General features: G+C 70.0%; 17 protein-coding genes. 8 read left to right on the top strand and 9 right to left on the bottom strand.

The features are described from left to right. Positions 1 to 38 precede the first annotated feature (38 nt). The 4 genes from LRH25_RS31540 to LRH25_RS31555 all read right to left on the bottom strand — a co-directional run bounded on the left by LRH25_RS31540 (position 39) and on the right by LRH25_RS31555 (position 3,691). Positions 39 to 377, bottom strand: a complete 339-nt coding sequence (locus LRH25_RS31540; protein WP_141288310.1) for a DUF4148 domain-containing protein — start codon at positions 375 to 377, stop codon at positions 39 to 41. A 210-nt stretch (positions 378 to 587) separates the two neighbouring features. Beyond that, complete coding sequence (locus tag LRH25_RS31545; RefSeq protein ID WP_141288309.1) at positions 588 to 1,955, bottom strand: heavy metal sensor histidine kinase; 1,368 nt, start codon at positions 1,953 to 1,955, stop codon at positions 588 to 590. Next, a complete protein-coding gene (locus LRH25_RS31550) occupies positions 1,952 to 2,656 on the bottom strand; it encodes a heavy metal response regulator transcription factor (protein WP_141288308.1) in 705 nt (234 codons plus the stop codon). Before LRH25_RS31550 ends, LRH25_RS31545 begins: the two co-directional genes overlap by 4 nt. A gap of 69 nt (positions 2,657 to 2,725) precedes the next feature. Next, entirely contained in the window at positions 2,726 to 3,691 is a 966-nt protein-coding gene (locus LRH25_RS31555; RefSeq protein WP_141288307.1) for a hypothetical protein, read from the bottom strand. 296 nt (positions 3,692 to 3,987) lie between these two features. Between LRH25_RS31555 and LRH25_RS31560 the strand changes: the two genes are divergently transcribed. Then, positions 3,988 to 5,355: a sensor histidine kinase gene (locus LRH25_RS31560; protein WP_141288306.1), complete on the top strand. Its 1,368-nt coding sequence runs from the start codon at positions 3,988 to 3,990 to the stop codon at positions 5,353 to 5,355. Positions 5,356 to 5,375: 20 nt separating this feature from the next. Further along, positions 5,376 to 6,785: a sigma-54-dependent transcriptional regulator gene (locus LRH25_RS31565; RefSeq protein ID WP_141288305.1), complete on the top strand. Its 1,410-nt coding sequence runs from the start codon at positions 5,376 to 5,378 to the stop codon at positions 6,783 to 6,785. Positions 6,786 to 6,807: 22 nt separating this feature from the next. Here LRH25_RS31565 and LRH25_RS31570 read toward each other — a convergent pair whose 3' ends face one another. Together LRH25_RS31570 and LRH25_RS31575 are read right to left on the bottom strand one after the other, a co-directional pair. Further along, positions 6,808 to 7,071: a hypothetical protein gene (locus LRH25_RS31570; protein ID WP_141288304.1), complete on the bottom strand. Its 264-nt coding sequence runs from the start codon at positions 7,069 to 7,071 to the stop codon at positions 6,808 to 6,810. A gap of 40 nt (positions 7,072 to 7,111) precedes the next feature. Beyond that, the gene (locus LRH25_RS31575) at positions 7,112 to 9,592 is read right to left on the bottom strand and encodes a cation-translocating P-type ATPase (protein WP_231013182.1); all 2,481 of its coding nucleotides are present in this window, start codon (positions 9,590 to 9,592) and stop codon (positions 7,112 to 7,114) included. Between the two features lie 162 nt (positions 9,593 to 9,754). Between LRH25_RS31575 and LRH25_RS31580 the strand changes: the two genes are divergently transcribed. Then, positions 9,755 to 10,591, top strand: a complete 837-nt coding sequence (locus LRH25_RS31580) for a universal stress protein (RefSeq protein ID WP_231013183.1) — start codon at positions 9,755 to 9,757, stop codon at positions 10,589 to 10,591. A gap of 60 nt (positions 10,592 to 10,651) precedes the next feature. Here LRH25_RS31580 and LRH25_RS31585 read toward each other — a convergent pair whose 3' ends face one another. From LRH25_RS31585 to LRH25_RS31595, 3 genes are all read right to left on the bottom strand, one after another. Beyond that, complete coding sequence (locus tag LRH25_RS31585) at positions 10,652 to 11,314, bottom strand: hemerythrin domain-containing protein (RefSeq protein ID WP_231013184.1); 663 nt, start codon at positions 11,312 to 11,314, stop codon at positions 10,652 to 10,654. 113 nt (positions 11,315 to 11,427) lie between these two features. Beyond that, positions 11,428 to 12,606: a hypothetical protein gene (locus LRH25_RS31590; RefSeq protein ID WP_231013185.1), complete on the bottom strand. Its 1,179-nt coding sequence runs from the start codon at positions 12,604 to 12,606 to the stop codon at positions 11,428 to 11,430. Between the two features lie 151 nt (positions 12,607 to 12,757). Beyond that, positions 12,758 to 13,405, bottom strand: a complete 648-nt coding sequence (locus LRH25_RS31595) for a sigma-70 family RNA polymerase sigma factor (RefSeq protein ID WP_231013186.1) — start codon at positions 13,403 to 13,405, stop codon at positions 12,758 to 12,760. A 162-nt stretch (positions 13,406 to 13,567) separates the two neighbouring features. Between LRH25_RS31595 and LRH25_RS31600 the strand changes: the two genes are divergently transcribed. The 5 genes from LRH25_RS31600 to LRH25_RS31620 all read left to right on the top strand — a co-directional run. Beyond that, entirely contained in the window at positions 13,568 to 15,211 is a 1,644-nt protein-coding gene (locus LRH25_RS31600; protein WP_231013187.1) for a vWA domain-containing protein, read from the top strand. 69 nt (positions 15,212 to 15,280) lie between these two features. Next, positions 15,281 to 16,138, top strand: coding sequence for a MipA/OmpV family protein (locus tag LRH25_RS31605; RefSeq protein WP_170201082.1), 858 nt, complete (start codon positions 15,281 to 15,283; stop codon positions 16,136 to 16,138). Positions 16,139 to 16,255: 117 nt separating this feature from the next. Next, positions 16,256 to 17,587 carry a nitrilase-related carbon-nitrogen hydrolase gene (locus LRH25_RS31610; RefSeq protein WP_170201083.1) on the top strand — a complete coding sequence of 444 codons (1,332 nt, stop codon included), beginning with the start codon at positions 16,256 to 16,258 and terminating at the stop codon, positions 17,585 to 17,587. Positions 17,588 to 17,655: 68 nt separating this feature from the next. Next, the gene (locus tag LRH25_RS31615; protein ID WP_231013188.1) at positions 17,656 to 18,279 is read left to right on the top strand and encodes a DUF7343 domain-containing protein; all 624 of its coding nucleotides are present in this window, start codon (positions 17,656 to 17,658) and stop codon (positions 18,277 to 18,279) included. Positions 18,280 to 18,291: 12 nt separating this feature from the next. Further along, on the top strand, positions 18,292 to 21,839 hold a 3,548-nt coding region (locus tag LRH25_RS31620), incomplete at its 3' end, for a KGGVGR-motif variant AAA ATPase (RefSeq protein ID WP_231013189.1).

The raw sequence follows: 21,839 nt of genomic DNA on the forward strand, positions 1-21,839 counted from the left end.
TTAGGGAGCAAGCGACCGGCGGAGCCGGTCGGCAGGCATCAGTTCTGCGAGGACTGGCCCTGACCCGAGGCCGCCGTCGTGACGTGGCCGCCAAGGCGTTGCACTTCGGCCAGGTATTCCGGGCCATGGCGCCATTGCTGGTAGTTGGCCATGCGGCGCTTGTAGTCGGCACTGAAGACGACGTAGCTGTCTTCCTGCGCGGCCAGCATGTCCAGCCCGGCACGGCGCCACAGCACCAGGTCGGCCTGCACTTCGGCGCGGCTGAGGGTGGGTTGGTTGTCGAAATTGACGGTGCCGGTGTTGTCTTCGGCACGGGCCACGCCGGTGAGGGCGGCCAGGCCCAGGGCGGCAGCGCCCAGGAAACGAGTGACTTGCATGGAAATTCCTTTCGCTTGACAGGTGTGACCGACGAGGTCACGAAGTGGCGGCCGACTGCGAGGCAGTGGGTGGCTCAGAGCGGGGAAGCCGGTCGTCGATTCAGTGCCTTCATGGTAGAAACCCGCAGCCGACGCAAGCCTGACGCTCCGATGACAAATTTGTCATCCGGGCGGCAGTGCCACCTTCCCAGGTGGCACTGCATGGCGGGTTCAGCCCTCGGCGGGCAGCAGCAGGCCGAAGGTGTTCAGGCCGTTGGCAGACTCGACGAACACCGTGCCGCGGTGCATCACCGCGATGGCGTTGACGATGGCCAGGCCCAGGCCGTGGTTGCCGCCGCTGCTCAGGCGTGCGCTGTCGACGCGGTAGAAGCGGTCGAACAAATGCGGCAGGTGCTGCGCAGGAATTTCCGGGCCGGGGTTGGTGACGGCCAGCCGCACGTTGGCGCCTTCGCGCAGGATGCTCGCCTGCACCTCGTCGCCCGGAGCGGCATGCTGGATCGCATTGCGCATCAGGTTGCTCAGCGCGCGCCGCAGCAGCGCGGTCTCCACGCTGCACTTGGTGTCGCCCTCGACCCGCAGCGTCACGCCGCGATCGTCGAACAGCGGCTCCAGGAATTCGGCAACCTTGCGCACCTCGTCTGCCATGCACACGGCCAGCTGGCGCGAGGCCGCGGCGCCCTGGTCGGCGCGGGCGAGGAACAGCATGTCGTTGACGATGGCCTTCAGGCGTTCCATCTCTTCCAGGTTCGAATGCAGCACCTCTTCGAGTTCGGCTGCGCTGCGCGGGCGCGTGAGCATCACCTGGGTCTGGCCGATCAGGTTGGTCAGCGGCGTGCGCAGTTCGTGGGCCACGTCGGCATTGAAGCCTTCGAGCTGCTGGTAGGCGGTTTCCAGCCGCGCCAGCGCGCCGTTGAACGAGGCGGTGAGGTCGTCCAGCTCAGCCGGCATGGGCTTGAGCGCCAGCCGCTGGCCCTTGTGGTTCGGGTCCAGCGCCTGGGCCTGGCGCGACAGCCGGCGCAGCGGCCGCAGCCCGAAGCGCGCCATGCCATAGCCCAGCACCGCAACGGCCAGCACGCCCGCGCTGCCCAGCACGACCAACGTCAGGCGGAAGGCGTTCAGCGTGTCCCAGAAGCGCGCCGGGTCCTTGGCCAGCACCAGCCGCACCTCGGGCCGGTCGCCATCGGCCGGCAGCGTGCGCGACCAGGTCATCCAGGCCGGCCCGTGGCCATTCGCCAGCAGCAAGCCGAAGCCGCTCTGCTGCGACAGCGCGACCACGTCCGGCGTGGGCGTGCCGTAGCTGAAGCCCGGCCGGTCGCTGAGCAGCCAGACCCGCATGCCACTGCGTTCGGCTTCCATCGCGTCCATGGTCGGCGTGAGCCACAGCCGCCATTGCGACTCGCTCTGCGTGCGCAGCACGCTGGACTCGACCCAGCCGCCGCGCAAGCCCAGCTCGTAGCGCAGCTGGTCGTTGATGCCGGCCTGCAGCACCAGGTAGATGATGACGCCGGCAACGACGAAGACCACCGACGCGCAGGCCGCGAACAGCGCGGTCAGCCGGCTGGCCAGCGAGCGGATCATGGCGCGGCGCTGGCCGCGGGCGAGGAGGTGCCCTGGCGTTCTTCCAGCACGTAGCCCATGCCGCGCAGCGTGTGCAGCAGCTTGTTCGGGTACGGCCCGTCGATCTTCGCGCGCAGCCGCTTGATGGCGACCTCGACCACGTTGGTGTTGCTGTCGAAGTTCATGTCCCAGACCAGCTCGGCGATCTCGGTGCGCGATAGCACCTGGCCGCTGCGGCGAGCCAGCGTGCTGAGCAGCGAGAACTCCTTGGCCGTCAGGTCGATGCGGTCGCCGCCGCGGTGCACCTTGCGGCTCATCAGGTCCAGCACCATGTCCCCAATCGTCAGCGTGCTGGCCTCCTGCTGTCGGCTGCGCCGCCCCAGGGCCTGCAGCCGGGCACTCAGTTCGAGGAAGGAGAATGGCTTGACGAGGTAGTCGTCGGCCCCATCCTGCAGGCCGCGCACCCGGTCCTCGACGCTGTCGCGTGCGGTCAGCATCAGGATGGGCATGTCCTTGCTGCGGCGCACGTCGCGCAGCACCTGGAAGCCGTCGATGCCTGGCAGCATCACGTCCAGCACCAGCACGTCGTAAGCGTTTTCGAGCGCGGCGTGGCGGCCGTCGATCCCGTTGCGGGCGACGTCCACCACATGGCCCTGCTCGGTCAACCCGCGCAGCAGGTAATCGGCCGTCTTGGCCTCGTCTTCCACGATCAGGACGCGCATGCCGCGAGTCTAGCGACCCGTGACCGTTTGCATCGCTGACCGCTGGATGACATTTACGTCATCTGAACCTCAGGGTGCGCGTGGCGCGAGGCGGTCTGCCGGCGCGACCGGGAACGGGAAGCCGAGCACGGTGGCCTTGCCCTGGGTCTGGTTCTGGGCCTGGCAGTCGGCGCTGCAATCGGTGGCAGACGGCGAGACCTCGGTCGCGTCTTCACCCAGCACCATGCCCATGCGGCCGCCGCTCTGCACGTCCCAGCGCGACACGCCGCCGCAATGCTTCACGCTGACTGGTGCGCCGTTGCGGTTGATGATGGTGTTGTTGCAGGTGGCTTCGCTGCGGCGCGTGGCCAGCTGCGCGCTGTCGCGGCCGACGAACTTGGACGAGAAGTCGTTGCCGAAATTGACCCGGGCCGGCACCACCAGCGTGGTGTCGCCGAAAGGCACCACGTCACCCTCGCGGTTGCGGAAGTTGCGGTTGTCGAAATAGAACGGCGTGAGGTTGGCGTTCTGCGTGCTCTCGGCCAGCGTGTGGGTGAACAGGGTCGTTTTGCCATCCTCGCGCTCGGCTTCCATCTGGAACACGCCGCCTTGTGCGCAATCCTTGGCCTGGATCTTCAGCTTCACCGCCTTGCCGCGCAGCACGCTCAAGCTACCGTCCTTGGATTCCAGCTTCAGGTTGCCGGTCAGCGCCACGCCTTGCAGGTCCGGCACCTTGCTGGCGAAGATGGCCGTGCGCACGCCGCCGGTCAGGTCCTTGCTGTTGGCAGCACCCGTCAGCACGTAGTTGCGGATGGCCAGCGTGGCCGGGTCGATCTCGAAGGCCACGTACTTGCCCTGAACCAGGAAGGCCCCGGTGAGTTGCGCCGGCTTCAGGTCCAGCTTGAAGTTGCCGCTCTTGCCGAGCGCGGCGAAGCTGCCGCCACTGCAGGCGGCCGAGGTGGCGGCCTGGGCCAGGCCAGCGCTTCCGACCAACAGCAGCGCCGTGGCAAACAGGCGGCTTTGACGGTCGAAGGACTTGGGGGAGAAAGCAGACATGGGCGGGCGCTCCGTGGGGTGAAAGATCACTTCACTGTTGCGCGCAACGTGCCAGGCCAGGCCCTTGAACCAAACCGTTCAAAATCAAGCACTTGGGCCTGCCGGACAGGGCAAGCCCGTCAAGACCGGGCCAAATGCCCCACCAACCCTTGGGGTGCTGGTGGGGGATCTGCCCCAGTTGCCGCCGACACTGGGCGATCTGCCCCCGCTGCGCCTCACTTTGCCGGTGGCACAGGCGTTGCGACTTGTGTCTTCGGTCCCTTTCCTTCAACCACGCCATCAAACGATTGCCCTGGATGCCGCTGTTCCGTCTCAAAGCCTCGCCGCGACAGGAGTTCGACCTGCTGCGCTGGTTCTCGCGCATCAGCCTCGCCGCGGCGGCATTGGTCAGCGTGCTGCTCGCGCTGGGCCTGGCGGCCGTGGTGCAGACGCTGCTGCTGCGGCACGATGCCGAGCTGAGCCGGCAGTTCGTGCAAAGCATCGTCGCCACCCAGTCCGTCTCAAGGCACTTCACCAGCGGGCCCACGCCCGGCCGCGAGGCCGCGCTGGCCGAGTTCTTCGGCCACGTGGCGGCCATGCCGGACGTGCTTCGCGCCAATGTCTACGACCGCAGCGGCGCGGTGCTGTGGTCCAGCGAATCGCTGCTGACCGGCCGCCAGTTCGAGGACAACGACGAGCTGCTGCGCTCGCTGCGTGGCGAGACCGTGGTCGAGCGCGGGCCGGTGGCGGCGGGCGACAAGGCCGAGCACATGGCGCTGGGCCCCGGCCAACTGCACTTCGTCGAGAGCTACCTGCCGGTCTATGACGCTGAGCAGAAGACGGGCGGGGCGCCGATCGGCGCAGTGGAGCTCTACCGCGTGCCCACCGAGCTGAACGCCACGCTGCGCGAGGCCGGCTTTGCCGTCTGGAGCGGCACGCTGATCAGCGGCCTGCTGCTGTACCTCGCACTGCTGGGCTTTGTGCGCAAGGCCAGCCGGCAGTTGCAGGCGCAGCGCGAGCGCCTGATCGAGGCGGAGGCCATGGCACGCACCGGCGAGATCGCCGCGTCGGTTGCGCACAGCATCCGCAACCCCTTGGCCTCCATCCGCTCCAGTGCCGAGTTGCAGCTGGAAATTGGCGAGGCCACGCCGGCCGATGCCCGCGAGACCATTGGCCATGTGGACCGCATCGAGCATCTGGTGCGCACGCTGCTGAGCTATGTGCAGCATCCGGCCGAGGTGCGCGGCAGCACCGATCTGGCCGCGCTGCTGGCGGCGGCCGAACAACGCTTCGCCCCTGTCTTCCAGGGCCAGGGCAAACAGCTGCGCCTGCGCACCGAGCCCGGCCTGCCCGAGGCGCATGGCGAGGAAGTGGCCATTGCCCAGGTGCTGAACTCGCTGCTGGCCAATGCGCTGGAGGCGACGGCTGCTGGTGCGCTGGTCGAGGTCAATGTGGAACGGGCCGGCGCGATGCTGGCGCTGACGGTGAGCGACCCCGGCACCGGCATTGCGCCCGAGCGCCTGGCCGAGGTCTTCAAGCCTTTTGCCACCACCAAGCCCCGCGGCCTGGGCATGGGGCTGACGCTGGCGCGCCGCACCGTGGACCGGCTGGGCGGCCGCATCGAACTGAGCAGCCGCCCTGGCCAGACTCGCGCCACCGTGCTGCTGAAACCTGCCAACGCATAAGAAGAGAAACCGAGCACCGCATGGGCCTGGCCATCCTGATCATCGAAGACGAGACCACGCTGGCGCGCAACCTCGCCGTCTACCTGGAACGCCAGGGCTACGAGGCGCGCACGGCGGCCAGTGCCGAGGAAGGGCTGGCGCAGCTGGCGAGCTGGCGGCCGGAGCTGGTGCTGTGCGACCACAACCTGCCGGGCCAGAGCGGGCTGGAGGCGCTGCGCCGCATTCGCACGCAGGACCCGGACATTCGCGTCGTGATGATGACCGGCTACGGCAGCACCGAGCTGGCCGTCGAGGCGATGAAGGCCGGCGCGGCAGATTTCCTGACCAAGCCGCTGGTGCTGGGCGAGGTCAAGCTGCTGATCGAGCGCCTGCTGGACCAGGGCCGCCTGGCCAACGCGGTGGACTACTACACCCAGCGCGAGGCACAAGGCAGCGGGCTGGACAAGATCATTGGCGAGTCCCCGCCAATGCGGGCGTTGAAAGCGTCGATTGCCACGCTGCTGGACGCCGAGGCCCAGCTGGCCGACGCGCAGCCGGCGGCGGCCCTGATCGTCGGCGAGACCGGCACCGGCAAGGAACTGGTGGCGCGTGCGCTGCACTTCGGCGGCCCGCGCCGAGCCCGCCCCTTCGTCGAGCTGAACTGCGGTGCCTTGCCTTCGCAGCTGGTCGAGGCCGAGCTGTTCGGCTACGAGCGCGGCGCCTTCACCGACGCGCGCCAGCGCAAGGCCGGCCTGCTGGAAACGGCAGAAGGCGGCAGCGTCTTCCTGGACGAGATCGGCGAGACCGAATTGGCCACGCAGGTCAAGCTGCTGAAGCTCTTGGAGGAGAAACAGCTGCGCCGGCTCGGCGGCCTGCACAGCCGGCCGGTGGACGCGCGCGTCATCAGCGCTACCAACCGCCCGCTGCAGCAGATGGTGGCCGCGGGCAGCTTCAGGGCCGACCTGTACTACCGGCTGCGCATCATCGAGCTGACCGTGCCGCCGCTGCGCGAGCGCGGCAGCGACATCGTGCTGCTGGCCCGCCACTTCCTCGCGCTGCACGCCGGCCGCTACCGCAAGCCCGGCCTGCGCTTTTCGGCCGAAGCCGAACGCCGCCTGCTGGGCCACGCCTGGCCCGGCAATGTGCGTGAACTGCGCAACGCGATCGAGCAGGCGGTGCTGATGGCGATGGACACGAACATCGGCCCGGCCGAGCTGCGCTTCCTCGGTGACGCAGCGTTGCCCACGGCGCCCACCGCATTCGCGGCAGAAGCCACCGACGACGAGGACCTGAACCTCGAACGCATGGAGCGCCGCCTGGTGCAACGCGCACTGGACCGCAGCGGTCAGAACGTCAGCGCCGCAGCGCGCTTGCTGGGTGTCTCGCGCGATACCCTGCGCTACCGGCTGGAGCGCCTGGGGCTGCGCACCGGCGAGGACAACGGCGGCTGAGCTTCGCGGGCTATACCGTGCCCTACCGGGCGCCGCGCAGCCGAAACCTCCGCTTGCCATCCGGCGTTTCAAATTCGTCGGGCGAATCGGTGGTCTTCAGGCGTTCGCCGGTGGCGAGCCGGTAGCTCAGTTCAACGCTGCCATTCGGGTGGGCGACTTTTTCTCGCAGGATGATGCAGGCCTCCCCGCGTTGTCCGATGGCTTCAAGCTTGTCTGGTGTCATGCCGTGATGTTGCGACAGGCCGGGCCTGTGCTGGTAACCGAACCTTTCCGCGGGCATGGACAAGCGGGGTCCTGCCTGCGCGGTGAGCCTGGCCTGAACCGGCTCAGGTCCGCCACGTCCTGCGCCAGGCCAGTTGCGCGGTGCACCAGAGGGCCGCCGCGGCGGGCAGCAAGGCCCATTGCCATGGCAGGTCAGGCGGCAGACCGAAGACGCGGGCCAGCGCAGGCAGCGCCAGCAGCGCGGCCCAACCCAGGCCGATGCCGGCGATGAGCACCTGCAGCGCCGTATTGCCGGGTGCGCCGCGCGGGTGGCGGCCGCGGAACCAGGCCAGCATCAGCAGGTTGCCGGCGACGATGGAGGCCAGGCTGGCCAGGCGCAGGCCTTCGTCCGACCAGCCGACGCGGTGCCCCAGGGCCTGGACCAGCAGCACCCCGAGGAAAGAGAGCCCGCCGACCGCCAGCGAGCGCAACGCGGCCCGCAGCGTGAACAGCCTGGCGCTGGCCGCGCGCGGCGGCACGCGCATGCTGTCCGCGCTCGCAGGCTCGGCCTCGAAGACCAGCGAGCAGGCCGGGTCGATGATCAGCTCCAGCGCCACCACGTGCATCGGCAGCAGCAGCACCGGTCCGCCCATCAGCACCGGCAGCAGCGACACGCCGACGATGGGCACGTGCACCGCAAAGAGGTAACCCAAAGCCTGGTGGAGGTTGGCGAAGATGCGCCGGCCGGCGCGCACGGCCTGCACCAGCGAGGCAAAGTCATCGTTCAGCAGCACCAGCGCGGCGGCCTCGCGGGCCACGTCGGTGCCGCGCTGGCCCATGGCCACGCCAATGTCGGCGGCGCGCAGCGCAGGTGCGTCGTTGACGCCGTCACCTGTCATCGCCACCACCTCGCCGCGCTGCTGCAGCGCCTGCACGATGCGCAGCTTCTGCGCCGGGTCCACCCGCGCGAAGACCTGCACGCTGGCGAGCTGCTGCCTGAGCTCGGCGTCGCTCATGCCCGCCAGCGCCACGCCGGTGAGCACCTCGGGCGCTGCCGCCTGCAGCCCGGCCTGCAGGGCGATGGCGCGTGCCGTCAGCGGTGCATCGCCGGTGATCATCACGACCCGCATGCCTGCCGCGCGGCACGCCGCGACGGCGGCCGGCACGTCGGCCCGCAACGGGTCCTGAAAGCCCAGCAGGCCCAGCGGGGCCAGCGCCAGGCCGGCGGGCAGGCTGCCGTCGGCCGGGGCCTGGTCGGCCCGTCCGCACACGACGGCCAGCACCCGCATGCCTTCGCTGCTCCAGTTGCGCGTGCACTCGGCCAGGCGGGCCAGCAGGGCCGGGTCGCCGCTGCATTGGGCCAGCAGCGCTTCGGGCGCACCCTTGAGCCAGACGGTGGCGCCCCCAGCCTCGCTGTCCCGCCACCAATGGGTGACCCAAGGCCTGCCAGGGCCCACACCCAGGCGCGGCCCCGGCGTGAAGCGGCCGTCGGCCGGGGGCGGGCCACCCGCGGCACGGAAGATCGCGCGGTCCATCGGCTCGATGCCGTGCGGCAGGCTGGCCCGCATCGCGCCGGCCAGCAGCGCCGCGGCGCGCTCGCCCGGTGCATGGCCGTTCACGTCCACCGGGGCTTGGCCATCGTGCAGCGCCACCAGGGCCATTTCATTGCGCGTCAGCGTGCCGGTCTTGTCCACGCACAGCACGCTGACGGTGCCCAGCGCCTCGATGGCCTGCGGCTCCCGGGTGAGCACGCCTTGCCGGGCCAGCCGCCATGCACCGATGGCCAGCATGACCGTCCAGACCACTGCGAATTCTTCCGGGATCAGCGACATCGCCAGGGTCAGCCCGATCAGCAGCCCTTCGGACCAGGAGCCGGTGCGCCAGGCGTGCAGGCTGCTGCTGACCAGGCAGATCAGCAGCGCCATGATGGCCACGCGCCGCACCAGCTGCTTCAGCTCGGCCTCCAGCCGGCTGGGCCGCCGGTGCAGCTGCTGCAGGCTGTGGCCCAGGCGACCCAGCGTGGTCCGGGCGCCGGTGGCGGTGACCACGGCCACGCCGTCGCCCTGGACCACCAGGCTGCCGGCCGACAGGCTGGACTCGCTGCCCTCGCCACCCGGGTGCTTGGGCACCGGCAGCGACTCGCCCGTCAGCTGCGACTCGTCCACCTGCACAGTGCCGCCTTCGACCAGGCGCGCGTCGGCAGCCAGCCGGTCACCCTCATCAATCACCAGCCGGTCGCCGCAGACCAACTCGGCGCTGGCGACCCGCAGCGCCTGCCCATCGCGGATCACGGTGCAGCGCGGGGCCGACAGGTCCTTCAGCGCATGCAGCACCCGCTCTGTCCGGTGCGCCTGGTAGATCGCCAGCCCGCCGACCAGCAGGGCCGAGAGCATCAGCAGCGCCGCGTCCTCGCGGTTGCCCAGCAGGCCGTACAGGCCGGCGGTGACCAGCAGCAACAGGATCATCGGCTGCGTCATGACCTCCCAGGCCATCTGCAGCAGGCCGCGGCGCGGCGCGGCGGGCAGCAGGTTCGGGCCGTCGCGTGAGCGCAGGCGGAGCACTTCGTCGGAGGCAAGGCCGCGGGGGTTGTCGGGAGTCGGCGGCACGGCGTTCATCCTGCAGGTATCGCCGAACCGGAGGTGCTGCGCCTTGATTCAGCGCAGGCCGTTTGAACCTGGGCTGCGCTTGCGGCAGATCAAGCGCGGTGGAGCGGCACCGCCGAAGAATCCGGCGGTGCCCGCGAACCCTCGTTCGCCAAGGAGCTTGCCATGACCTATCGCAGCCTGCTGGTCCACCTGGACAGTGATGCGCAGTGCGCGGCCCGCACCCGGCTTGCCCGTCGCTTGGCCGCCGACCTGGCCTGCCACCTGGTCGGGCTGGCGCCCACCGGGCTGATCGAGCTGCAGCGGGTGGACTACGGGGGCAACCTGGCCGGCCTGGCCGAGATGGCGCGCGATGCGCTTTGCCAGGAGGCCGAAGCGGTGGCGCTGCGATTCCGGCGCGACTGCGAAGCCGCGGGCCTGCGGTCCGTTGAGACCGTGGTTGACGAGGCCCACAAGGCAGAATCCATTGTGCGCCATGCCCACTGCAGCGACCTGGCCGTGCTGAGCCAGGCCGACCCCGACGCCCCCGGCGGCCCGGCGCAGCAGGACTTGGTGGCGCGTGTGGTGCTGGAAAGCGCCCGCCCCACGCTGCTGCTGCCGTATGCCGGACATTTCGAGACGGTAGCGCAGCGGGCGCTGGTGGCCTGGGACGACAGCGCCGAGGCTGCCCGCGCGCTGCGCGACGCGCTGCCGCTGTTGCGGCGCGCCGAGCGGGTGCAGCTGGTGCTGTGGCGGCGCGGCACCGGCCTGGGCCAGCTGTCCGATGAAAGCCTGAAGCCGGTGCAGCGCTGGCTGATGTGGCAGGGCGTGACCGCCGACGTGGCCTGCCTGGCCACCGAGCTGGACATTGCCAACGCCACCCTCTCGCACGCGGCCGACACCAGCGCCGACCTGATCGTGATGGGCGCCTATGGCCATGCGCGCTGGTCCGAGCGCCTGCTGGGCGGCGCCACCCGCGGCGTGTTGCAGACGATGACCGTGCCGGTGCTGATGTCGCACTGAGCTTGGCGCGTCGCAGCGTCGCAAGCAGCCGCCTTCGCGGCCGTCCTCACGCCAGGCGCATCACGCCCGCAGGACCGCGGGTCCGCGCGCTGCGGCGCCCAGGCGTGCCAGCACGCTGCGGCAGTCGCAGCCTGTGGCTGACGCAGCCTGCTGGTTGGCGCCGGCTGGGAACGCCAGCGCGAGTTCACGCCAGTCATGCTCGGCCAGGAATTGCTCGGCCAGTGGCAAGACCTGCTGCTCTTCGGCGGCCATGTGCGCGCGCTGGAACAGCGTGTAGCGGCGGACCAGCCGCTCGAAGGTCTCGCGCCGGGACGTGCCCATCATCTCGAAGCGCAGCAGCGCGTGCTCCAGTTCGCGCAACCAGCGCTGGCCCTGTGCGTGCTCGTTGTCCAGGCGGTCCAGCAGGCAGCGGGTCATCGGCACGCTGGCGCGCAGCTTGGGGAACAGCAGCTCCGACTCCTTGCGGTGATGCTGTTGCTCCGGGGATTCTTCCAGGCCCCACAGCAGCGCCCGCAGTTCATCAAAATCGGGCAGGACTTCTGCCGCAGGGTGCTTGGCCAGACCTTGTGCCAAGGCATCCAGCAATTGGCAGGTGATGCTGTGCTCTTGCAGGATGACAAGGGTGGCGGGATGCAGCATCGGGCCGGCCGGATGCGGCGCGAGGGATCCGGCTGTGTCGGGTGTCATCAGCAGTTGTGGCTGACCATGGTCGGGCGCGTTCATCTGGGTTTCCCGGAGTGGCGTCTTCGACACTACGCGGGCGCCGGCCACGCCGGCTTGACCTGCAACAAGTTCTGCCTGCTTGCGCGGCCGGGCCTTCCTGCGCCTTGGCCCGGTCAGCGCGTCGCAGCCTCCAGCGCCTGTTGCAGCGCCTGGCCTTGTCCGCTGGGCAGCGAAAGTTGCTGCGGCGGCTGGGTATCGTGCTGCCAGCGCAGGCTGTCGCCTTCCCACCAAAGCAGCTCGGCAACCTGGCCATCGCGCAGCAGCCGCAGCGCCTGGGCCGGCGCGCTGCCGGCGGGCAGGGCGGGCTGCCAGGTCGTGCCGGCCGCGGCCTGGTCCAGCGTGGCCAGCCAGTCCCGCAGCGCAGGCGTCACGGGCTGTGGCGGGGTGTCGCCGCCGCGCTGCCAGGTCCAGCGTGCAGGCTCGGTGGCCAGGGCCTGACGCAGGGCAGTCAGCGCGGCGACGGCTGGCGCAGGCAGGGCCGGCGCCATGCGGGCCAGGGTGTGGGTGGACGCGCCGGCAATGGCGGCCAAGCCGGCCTGTGGCGAGCGTTCGGAACGGGCCTGAGCCCTGGTTTCGGCCTGCGCCACCTCAACCGGCGGCGTGGCAACCGGCTTGGCGGCTTCGGCGACAGGTGCAGGCACCGGGGCGGCGGCATTGGACACGGCGTCGGCCATGGCGCCGATCTTGGCGGAGGCAATGGCCGTGGCAGGCGGAGGCGGCGCGGCAGGTGCCTGCGCGGCTGCGGGCGCTGCGGGAGGGGCAGGCGAGGGGGTCGCCTCGGCCAGCGCGACGGCTTGCGGTGGCGCTGCCTTGCGCGCAGCCAGGACCGGCGCTGGCGCGGGCTTGGGCGTCTGCTTGGGCGCTTCGGCTTGCTGCCGCTCGACCTTGCCTTCCAGCTGCGGGCGAACGTCGATTGCTGCGGGCGCTGCGGCATCGGCCATCTGCTCGGCCATTTGCTCGGCCTGCGGCGCAGTGGGTGAAGTGCCTGCGGTTGTCGAGGCCGCCTGCGCGGGCTCACGCAGCGGCCCGAGGTCGCTGGCTTGCTCGCGCCACATCAGGCCCACCAGCACCGCGAGCATCACGCCGGCAAAGCCACTGGCGGCAGACGGCCGGCTCAGCCAGTCCCACCAGCTTTTGCGCGACCGCGCAGGAGGTGCCGGCCTGAGGTCGCGTGCCTTGGCCTGGGCCTCGCGCAGGATGGCTTCGCTCAGGGCCGGCGGCGGGCCGGCGAGGGCATCCGGGGCGTGCTTCAGCGCGCTCTGCAGGTAGGCGTCGCGTGCTTCGTCATTCATGACAACCCCTCGGCCGCCGAATACCTCGGCCGATCCCCCGGGGGGGGCGAGTGCGGACAACAGGCCTCCAGTGGAGGGCTGTTGCCAGCGAGCGGCCGGCTTGGGGCGGCCCGGCGCTCGGCCCGCCAGTGAGCGTCGGGCACACGATGTTTCATGACGCCTCCTTCTGCAGCGGTGCCAGGTAGGCGCCCATGCAGGTGCGCAGCTTGCTCATCGCGTAGCGCAGCCGGGTCTTGGCCGTCTCGAAACCCACCTCCAGCGCACGCGCCACTTCGGCCAGCGGCAACTCGTCGTCGTGGTGCAGCAGGAAGGCGCTGCGCTGCGGCAGCGGCAGCTCGTCCAGGCACGCCAGCAGGCGCTCGCCGGCTCGGCGCCAGAAGGCCAGCTCGTCGCCCTGCGGGGCCGGGCTGGGCGGGGCGGGCCACTGCTGCCAGGCGGCGTCGCCACCGGCTGGTTCCCACGGCGTGCCGTCCTCGCTGTCGCCCATGGCCACCTCGCGCCCGCTGCGGCGCCAGATGTCGATCACGCGGTTCTGCGCCAGCGTGTAGAGCCAGGTGCGAAAGCTCGCGCCCTGCGGCTGCCATTGCGCGCGGGCGTTGACCAAGCGCAGCCAGGTGTCCTGGAACACCTCGTCGGTCTGCGCGGCCAGCGCCGTGCCCAGCAGCCGGCGCACGAAGCGGTACAGCCCCGCCTGGTGGCGGCTGTAGAGCTGCTCGAAGGCTCGTGCGTCGCCCAGCGCATAGGCACGCATCAAGGCGTCGTCGCTGTCCGGTTCGGGGGCGCTGGGCGGGGGTGTCATCGGGGTAGCAGTCTGCCTCACACACACGGTGATACGGCCGGGGTGCCGGAACGGGGTGAAAGTGCTTCGAAAATTCTCTGGCGATGTTTGGTGAGATTTTTCACCCTGCTGCGCCGCGTGCCACGTGTCAGTCCTCATCGAGTCATTTCGAGGAGACCCACGATGAACCGCACCCTGACCTTGCCGCGCCGCCCCGGCGTGCCGGCGCTGCTGATCACGCTGACTGCCGGCCTGCTGGCCGCGGCGCTGGCAACCGCCTGTGCCGACGCGCGTGAGCTGCCACCCACCGCCATGCCTTCCCAACCCTGGCCACCCGCCTGGCAGCAAGGCGAGCAGGCCGACGCCACGGACTTCACGCCACCAGCCTTCGACACGCCCTCGGCCACCGACTGCCGGCGCCTGCCGGTGGTGCGAGAGCAAGGCGGCGAGGCCATCGGTCAATCGGGTGTGACATCGGGTGTGAGCGAGCTGCGCCGCGAGTCCGCCGGGCCTGGCTCGCGGGCCGGCATGGCCTCAGGCGCTGTCGAGAGAGCGCCGGCTGCGCCGCCACCCATGCCGTCAGTGGCACCGGCGGCCAGGCCGCTGGCGGAAGCGACGATGCGCGACGCGGCCTCGGCCGATAGTGTCAGCAAGATTGCCGGTGCCGCCCAGGCCTTGTCATCGCCGGCTCGCCAGCGCCCGGCCGAGACTGTGGTCATGGCCGGCGTGGTCGACGACAACGCCGACTTCGGCGAGTACCTGAACTACCGCCAGCGCCACCCCGGCCTGCCGGTGCGCGAGCGCGACATCCGCGAGCGTTACCTGCTGGAGGTGACCGACGCACAAGGCTTCCCGGTGCACGACGCCGAGGTTGCCGTGCAGCGCGCCGGCGTCGCGCAGCCGGTCATGTGGGCCCGCACCGACACGGCCGGCCACGTCTGGCTGCACCCGCGTGCCTTCCTCGCACCCGGCATGGCGGACGAACGCACGCTGGGCGTGGCGGTGCGCAAGAACGGCCAGCAGGCGCGCGCCGTGCTCATGCGCGGCCAGCCTCAGGCGCTGCAGCTTCGGCTGGGCACGCTGCCCGCCGCGCAAGCCCGGCTGGACCTGGTCTTCCTGATCGACGCCACCGGCTCGATGGACGACGAAATCGCCAAGCTCAAGGCCTCGATGCGCGCGATGGCCGAGCAGATCGCCCGCCTGCCGGGCCAGCCCGACGTCTGCTACGGCCTGGTCGCCTACCGCGACCGCGGCGACGCCTTCCTGACCCGCACGCAGGACTTCACCCACGACCTGGCCGCCTTCCAGCAAGGCCTGGCGCGGCTGCAGGCCGGCGGCGGTGGCGACACGCCCGAAGCGCTGAACGAGGCGCTGCATGAAGTCGTGCATGGCCTCAGCTGGCGCCGCGAAGCCGCCCGCATGGTCGTGCTGGTGGCCGACGCACCGCCGCACCTGGACTACGGCGGATGCATGACAGCCCCCGAGGCCTACGGCGTCAACCCCCCGAGGGGGTGGCAGGCAGGCTTGGGGCGGCCCGGCGCCTGCCCGCAATATGACCGCGACATGCAGGCCGCGCTCGCCAAGGGCATCAAGCTGTTCGCCGTCGGCGCCAGCGGCCTGGACCCGGTCGGCGAATACATCTTTCGCCAGATGGCCCAGTACACCGCCGGCCGCTTCGTCTTCCTGACCTACCGCGACGCCAGCGACCCTGGCAGCGGCCCCGGTTCGCAGACCGTGCACGACGTGCAGCAGTATTCGGTGCAGACGCTGGACCGGCTGGTGGTGCGGCTGGTGGGCGAGGAGATGGCCAAGCTCAAGCGGGGGTGAAGCGTTGCTGAGGTGATGGTCTCGGGTATCGTCACGGCACCCCGATGTGGGGTGCCACGACCATCCGCCGTGACCCGAGTCCTGACCGTTCTTGCTGCTGCCCTGTTCGCCACGCATTCCGCCTGGGCGCAGGGGGCCGACGCAGCGCCTGCCGTGCCCGAGTCCCCCAACCCCGCAGCCCGTCCGCTGTGGGAAGCCGGCCTTGCCGTCGTGGGCGTGCGCGGGCCGGACTATCCGGCAGCCGGCAGCACCCACAACCGCGCCGCCGTCGTGCCCATCGTGATCTACCGCGGCGAGCGCCTGCGCGTGGACGACGAGGGCGTGCGCGGGCGGCTGCTCAACACGGGAGAGTTCGAGCTGGACATTTCCGCCGCCGCCGCCTTCAACGCCCGCGACAGCCCCGCCCGTGCCGGCATGCCCGGCCTGGACTACACCTTCGAGCTCGGCCCGCAAGCCATCTACCGCAGAAACCTCGGTGGCGGCCAGCAGCTCAGCGCCCACCTGCAGCTGCGCGGCGTGTTCTCCACCGACTGGGGCAGCATCGAAGGCCGCGGCTACGTGGTGCAACCCGAGCTGCGCTGGCGCCAGCGCGGCTGGCCACTGGCCGGCAGCCAGGTCCAGCTCAGTGCACAGGCCACCTGGGCCAGCGAAGAACTGCAGAGGTACTTCTATCAAGTGGACCCAGCCTACGCGACCAGTACTCGCGCCACCTATGACGCCCGCGCCGGCTACTTCGGCGCCGCGCTGCGCGCCAGCTGGTCCCAGCGCCTGTCCCCCAGCATGGCCGTGAGCCTGGGCCTCACCCTCAACGACCACCACGGCGCCGCCAACCGCGACAGCCCACTGTTCCAGCGCGAACGCGACGTGCAGGCGTTGGTGGCGTTTGTGTGGACGCCGTGGCGCGGCGGGGGCGCTGGCGAGCCATGAATTGGCTCACCGGGGTCAATGCATGGGCAGGGTGCGGGGCGGCTGGGGTGGGCAGCGCCTGGTACGTAAAATCCTCGGCCAACAAAAGATGGGCTGGGGAGACAGATGCGCAGGGTGGTGCAACTGCTGAAGCCGGGTAGCGAGGATTTCTCGCCGCGGCAGGCCTGGCTTCGGCTGTGGGTGCTGGCGGGTGATCAGCCACGACTCAACGCTTGGGAGCAGCAACGCGACGCGCAGGGCTTTGACGCGCAGGTTGAAGGTCTTTTCGCGCTCATTGATGACGAAAAGCCCGTGACGTTGGAGTTGGCCCAGGCCCAGCCTTTGGCGCTGATCCGGGCGCTGGACCAATGGCTGGCCGCCATGCAGCGCCCCGCAGGCCGGACGCTGGCCACCGGCCGCGCCCAGACGCAGTACACCGAGGAGGGCCAAGGCTACTGGCTTGCGCCGGTGTTTCAAGCCGCTCGTCAGACCTCGGCGATGGCGACCCAGGTGACGCAGCGCGCGCTTTGGTTTCGCCACCACGTGGCCATTCCCTGCCGCACGAGCCAGGGCTTGGAGGTATCGCTTCAACCCAGCGCAGGGCTGCTGGACGAAGCCTTGTCTGAGCTGGCCGCCAGGCAGGAAGGCGAACTCAAGGCGTGGGTGGCCCATTTCAATGACGGTGCTGACGTGGCCTGGACCCGCGACATTGGCACGGCAGGCAACTGGCGCACCGTGTCGGTGGAGCCTGCGGCACAACGCCAAGCCTCGATTGCCGACACCCTCCAGCGTGCCCAGCACAGCGGCGCCGTGGTGGTGGTGTTTCCGGAGTTCACGGTCGATCTGCAGCAGCGCCGGGTCATTGCCGAGCACCTGATCCAGCACGCCACGGGCAGTGTTCAGCTTGTGGTGGCAGGCAGCTTTCACGAGCCCGAGCTGGGTGGGAATCCCCTGCAGGCCTACAACACCGCGCCCGTGTTGGTGGCCAACGGGCTGGAGTTGTTCAGGCATCGCAAGCTGCGGTTGTTTGGTGACGAAGCCCATGGCGCCGAATGCGCCCAGATCGGCAACACCCTGCATGTGCTGCTCACCCCGCTGGGCGGCATGACGGTGATGATCTGCAAAGACTATCTGGACGGCGACGACCGGGTTCGCACCGCCTTGCACGAGGTGCTGGTGGATTGGGTGTGGGTGCCCAGCTACGGCAATGCCACCACGCTGAAGCTGCACAAACAGCGGGCACGCGAGCTGGCGCAGGTCCGGGTGGGGCTGTCCACGCTGGTGGCGCAGACCCAGAACACCGCGATGGATAAAACCGGGCGATTGCTGCCCGGCTTTGCTCACGCTGCCGGCCATGGCGCTCCCATGGACGTGGGCGACGATGGTGGCCTGGTGAGCCTGACTTGGCGCCGCGTGACAACGCCTGTGCTGGACCCGAGCCGCAGACCCGCGCTGAAGCGGATCAAGTGAGCAAGGCGCCTGCCGATGTCTAAACTGTTCTAAACTTTCGAACTCAGACGATTTAGGATGCTTTCCTCATGGCCTGGATCGACCACCACCCAGACGACTTGATTGAGCGCAGCGAGCCGGCCCAAGCGCTGGACTGGCTGCGCCAGCAATCCACGCTGGATGCGGCAGCGCTCGGCAAGCTGGATCTGTTTTTGCACCACTGGGTGCTGTTGCTGCTGCAACGCCCGGCCGATGCGCAAGGCGTGCTGGAACTGATGAGCCTGTGCCAGGTGGCGCGCAGCCGCGCGGCGGCCACGCCGGGCGCCGAGGCCATGGACCAGCGTTGGCAGGCCTTTGAAGACCTGCTGGAGGCCAAGCGCCTGGCGCTGCGTGCGGCGGCAGCGGCACCGGCCGCGCCGCTGCGCCATGAACCGGCCATCCGCCAGTTCATCCAGGCCCAGGCGCAGCAGCGCGCCACGCAAGCCGCCTTGGCCGCCCACTTGGGTCTGAGCGCTGGCCGGGTCAGCCAGATCCTGGGTGTGCTGGAAAGCCGCGGCCGGGTGTTGCGGCAGCGCCAGGGGCAGGAGAACTGGGTGAGCTGGGCCACCCAGGCCGAGGCGCAGCCGGCCCCCGCCCAACCATCCGCCAAGACCCCGTCCACCGCTGCCGCTCCCCTGCACCTGGCCGTGCAGGTGTTCGGCCGGGCCGCCTGAGCACTGACCCGCATGCGCCCAGCCGTCATCAGCTTCTACAGCTACAAGGGCGGCGTCGGCCGCAGCCTGCTGGCAGCCAACCTGGCCGTGGCCCTGGCCCGCGAAGGCAAGACCCTGCTGTGGGATCTGGATGTCGAGGCCCCGGGCCTGCACCACATCCGCGCCCTGGGCGTGGAGGGCCACCGCAAGGGCTTCTTTGAATGGCTGGGCACCTGGCAGGCCGACAAGGCCCGGCCCGTGGGCCCGCAGGATCTGCAGCGCTTCGACGAACTGCTGCGCCCCACGCCGTTCACCGATCTGCAACTGCTGCCGGCCCATGGCCAGGAGGCCGATGCCGCAGCGCTGTACTTCGGCATCGACTGGCCCTATCTGCTGGGCAGTGGCGCCGAGCCGGGCCGTGCGCTGTTTCAGGAGTTGTTTGAGCACTTGGGCCGGGCTGGCTACCGCCATGTGCTGATCGACACCCGCACGGGCCTCACCGACCTGGGGGCCCTGCTGGCCGGCGTGCTGCCCGATGCCACGGTGCTGGTGGGTGGTTACGGCCGGCAGAACCTGGCCGGCCTGGGCCGGGTGTTCAAGTCGCTCAAGGGCATTGATCGCAGCCTGCGCCCCAGCAACACCGATCTGCAGCTGTTTCCGGTGGCATCCCCCATTCCGCAGGACGATCCCGCACTGGTCGAAGCCGGCAAGCGCGTCTGGGCCGATGCGCTGGGCGTGCCCGACATCGCCTCGGTGCGCGAGATCGGCTACGACCCCAGCCTGCCCTTTGGCGAAGAGCTGCTGATCCTGCAGCCGCAACGCCGTGTGGCCCAGGACTACGAGCGTGTGCGCGCCGACCTGTCGGCCTTTGTGGCCACGCTGTTCGCCGACCAGGCCGCGGCCCAGGCTGAGCGCGAGGCGCGACCGGACGTGTTTGAGCGCGACCGGTCCGACCCGCGTGGCTCGCGCGCTGCCCAGGGCAAGCGCTTTGAAGACCGCGTGGCCGATCTGCTGCGCCTGCTGGGCTACACGGTCGAGCGCGAGCAACTGATCGGCCCCGACCGCGTGGACCTGCTGGCCCGCATTGAATCGGGCCTGGACACGCTGACCTATTTCGTCGAGTGCAAAGACCATCGCCAGGCCGTCAGCAAGGAAGTGGTCGATCTGTTGGGCTTGTGGCTCAGCAAGCCGCAGGCCCAGGCCCTGCACGCCCGCGGTATGGTGGTGGCCCGCGCCTTCTCGCCGGCCGCGCTGGCCAGCGCCAAAGACCTGGGCATCACGGCCGTCACGCCGCAGGATCTGGAGCGCCGCCTGCTGGACGTGGACCGCTACCTGCACCAGCTGGTGGCCGACTTCGAGCAAGGCCCGCTGGCCAGCAGCTATGTGGACCAGCGCACCCGGCCAGAAGGTGCCGAGCAAGCCGGCATCACCGACCTGGTGGCCCACGGCCTGGAATGGGCCAAGGGCCGCGGCAGCCGGTTGTGGGTGCTGCTGGGCGACTACGGCACCGGCAAGACCGCCTACACGCTCAAGCTGGCCTACGAACTGGCCAAGCGCGCGCGCGATGATGGCCAGGCCCCTGTGCCGCTGCGGGTGAGCCTGCGCGACTTTCCCAACAAGGTGCGGCTGGATGAACTGCTGGCCGAGCGCTGGCAGCAGGCCACCGGTCAGCGCAAAGACCCGCGCGTGCTGCTGCACCTGGTGCAGCGCGGGCGCATCGTGCTGATCTTTGATGCCTTTGACGAAATGGGCATCGCCACGGCCGGGCGCAGCGTGGTGGAGCAGTTCCGCATGCTGGTGGGCATCAGCGCCCAGGCCGGCGACACCGCCGGCGGCAACCGCGTGCTGGTCACCTGCCGCGAGCAGTTCTTCAAAGACCATGGTGATGCCTTGCTGGCCGCTCACGGCCAGACCGACAGGCTGGCGCCTTCGGCCTTGCAGGATGTGGCCCAGCGCTTTGATGGCGACATCCGCTCGCTGGCCCTGTTCACGCCGCGGCAGGTGCGGCAGTTTCTGACGCTGCGCCTGGGCCGGCAGCAAGGCAGCGAGGCCATGGCCTTCCTGCAGCAGCAAAAGCTGCTGGAACTGGGCGACCGGCCGCAGCTGCTGGACATCATCATCGCCACCCTGCCGGCGCTGAAAGAACGCCAGACCCAGGGCGGCCAGGCGCTCAGCACCGGCGCGCTGTACCTCAGCTACACCAATCGCTGGCTGGACGAGTTCAAGCCCGCCGAGCGCCAAAGCAGCAGCGACACGCTGCGCAGCGTGCTCGAAGAGCTGGCCTGGCTGCTGTGGCAGCGCGTGGGCCACCGGCTGCATTACGGTGACTTGTATGCCCTGGTCAAGCAGCGCAGCGATTGGCGCGGCCAGCTCGACCCCAACCAGCTGGATGTGGAACTGCGCACCGCAGCCTTTTTATCGCGCACGCCCGATGGGCACTACGGCTTCTCGCACCGCAGCTTTCTGGAGTACTTTCTGGCCCGGCGCATCAAGGCAGCGGCCTGCCTGGGGCCTGACGATGCCGACTTCGCAGCGGTGCTGGACATTCCTCAACTGAGCGCCGAGGTCTGCAGTTTTGTGCATGATCTCGTGCCGGCCCAAGGCTCTGGAGCCGAGGCCGGCCCGCAGCGGCAGGCCCTGCAGCAGCAAGTGCGCAGCCTGCTGCAGCCTCAGCGCCAGCCTGTCGCCGCAGCGGCGGCGCGGGTCAATGCGCTGCTGCTGGGCCATCACCTGGGCCGCTTGTCGCTTGCTCAGGGGGCAGACCCGGCGCACGAAGACTGGCTGCCGGAGGCGGCCAACCTGCAGGGCCTGGACCTCAGCGAGATGGCCTTGCCCAACCTGCGAGCCGCGGGCGCTGATTTGACCGGCAGCACGCTGCGCGGCGCGGTGCTCAACGGCGCCCAGTTGTGCGGCGCCACCTTGGAGCGAGCGGACCTGAGCCAAACCGTGTTGTCGAAGGCCGATCTGTCAGCGGCCCGCCTGCGCGGCGCTTGCTTCAACGACACGGAGGCACCCTGGCTCAAGCTGGTGGGCAGCGATGCACGCGAGTCGCAATGGCTCAATGCCGATTTGGCCCTGGCCGAACTGGACGGCGTCGATTTTGGCCAGGCCGATCTGCGTGCGGCCCACCTGTCCCATGCTGGCGGCCGGCCGCGGCTGGATGGTGCCCTGCGGCAGGGGCTGACCGCCCGCTCGGCCCAACACTGGCCTGAGGCGCAGGACTGCCAGCCACCCTGGCCCCAATTGCGGCTGGCGCCTGGGCAAAGCCATGTTAGCGCAGCCAACGCTGTGACGTTTAGCCCGGATGGCCGCTGGCTGGCCAGCGCGGGGGGGGACCGCAGCGTGCGGCTGTGGGACGCGGCCAGCGGCGAGGCGCTACGCGTGCTGCAAGGCCACGAAAGCTTGGTTCTGAGCGTCGCGTTCAGCCCCGATGGCCGCTGGCTGGCCAGCGCGGGGTGTGACCGCGGCGTGCGGCTGTGGGACGCGGCCAGCGGCGAGGCGCTGCGCGTGCTGCAAGGCCACGAAAGCTTGGTTCTGAGCGTCGCGTTCAGCCCCGATGGCCGCTGGCTGGCCAGCGCGGG

Source organism: Ideonella azotifigens (assembly GCF_021043325.1).
GTDB lineage: Bacteria > Pseudomonadota > Gammaproteobacteria > Burkholderiales > Burkholderiaceae_C > Ideonella > Ideonella azotifigens.

Excerpts from the sequence above, each read along its gene's own strand:
- LRH25_RS31540 (WP_141288310.1), bottom strand. The coding sequence starts at position 377 with ATGCAAGTCACTCGTTTCCTGGGCGCTGCCGCCCTGGGCCTGGCCGCC.
- LRH25_RS31595 (WP_231013186.1), bottom strand. The coding sequence starts at position 13,405 with ATGACACCCCCGCCCAGCGCCCCCGAACCGGACAGCGACGACGCCTTG.
- LRH25_RS31550 (WP_141288308.1), bottom strand. The coding sequence starts at position 2,656 with ATGCGCGTCCTGATCGTGGAAGACGAGGCCAAGACGGCCGATTACCTG.
- LRH25_RS31545 (WP_141288309.1), bottom strand. The coding sequence starts at position 1,955 with ATGATCCGCTCGCTGGCCAGCCGGCTGACCGCGCTGTTCGCGGCCTGC.
- LRH25_RS31590 (WP_231013185.1), bottom strand. The coding sequence starts at position 12,606 with ATGAATGACGAAGCACGCGACGCCTACCTGCAGAGCGCGCTGAAGCAC.
- LRH25_RS31560 (WP_141288306.1), top strand. The coding sequence starts at position 3,988 with ATGCCGCTGTTCCGTCTCAAAGCCTCGCCGCGACAGGAGTTCGACCTG.
- LRH25_RS31615 (WP_231013188.1), top strand. The coding sequence starts at position 17,656 with ATGGCCTGGATCGACCACCACCCAGACGACTTGATTGAGCGCAGCGAG.
- LRH25_RS31565 (WP_141288305.1), top strand. The coding sequence starts at position 5,376 with ATGGGCCTGGCCATCCTGATCATCGAAGACGAGACCACGCTGGCGCGC.
- LRH25_RS31600 (WP_231013187.1), top strand. The coding sequence starts at position 13,568 with ATGAACCGCACCCTGACCTTGCCGCGCCGCCCCGGCGTGCCGGCGCTG.
- LRH25_RS31555 (WP_141288307.1), bottom strand. The coding sequence starts at position 3,691 with ATGTCTGCTTTCTCCCCCAAGTCCTTCGACCGTCAAAGCCGCCTGTTT.
- LRH25_RS31585 (WP_231013184.1), bottom strand. The coding sequence starts at position 11,314 with ATGAACGCGCCCGACCATGGTCAGCCACAACTGCTGATGACACCCGAC.
- LRH25_RS31580 (WP_231013183.1), top strand. The coding sequence starts at position 9,755 with ATGACCTATCGCAGCCTGCTGGTCCACCTGGACAGTGATGCGCAGTGC.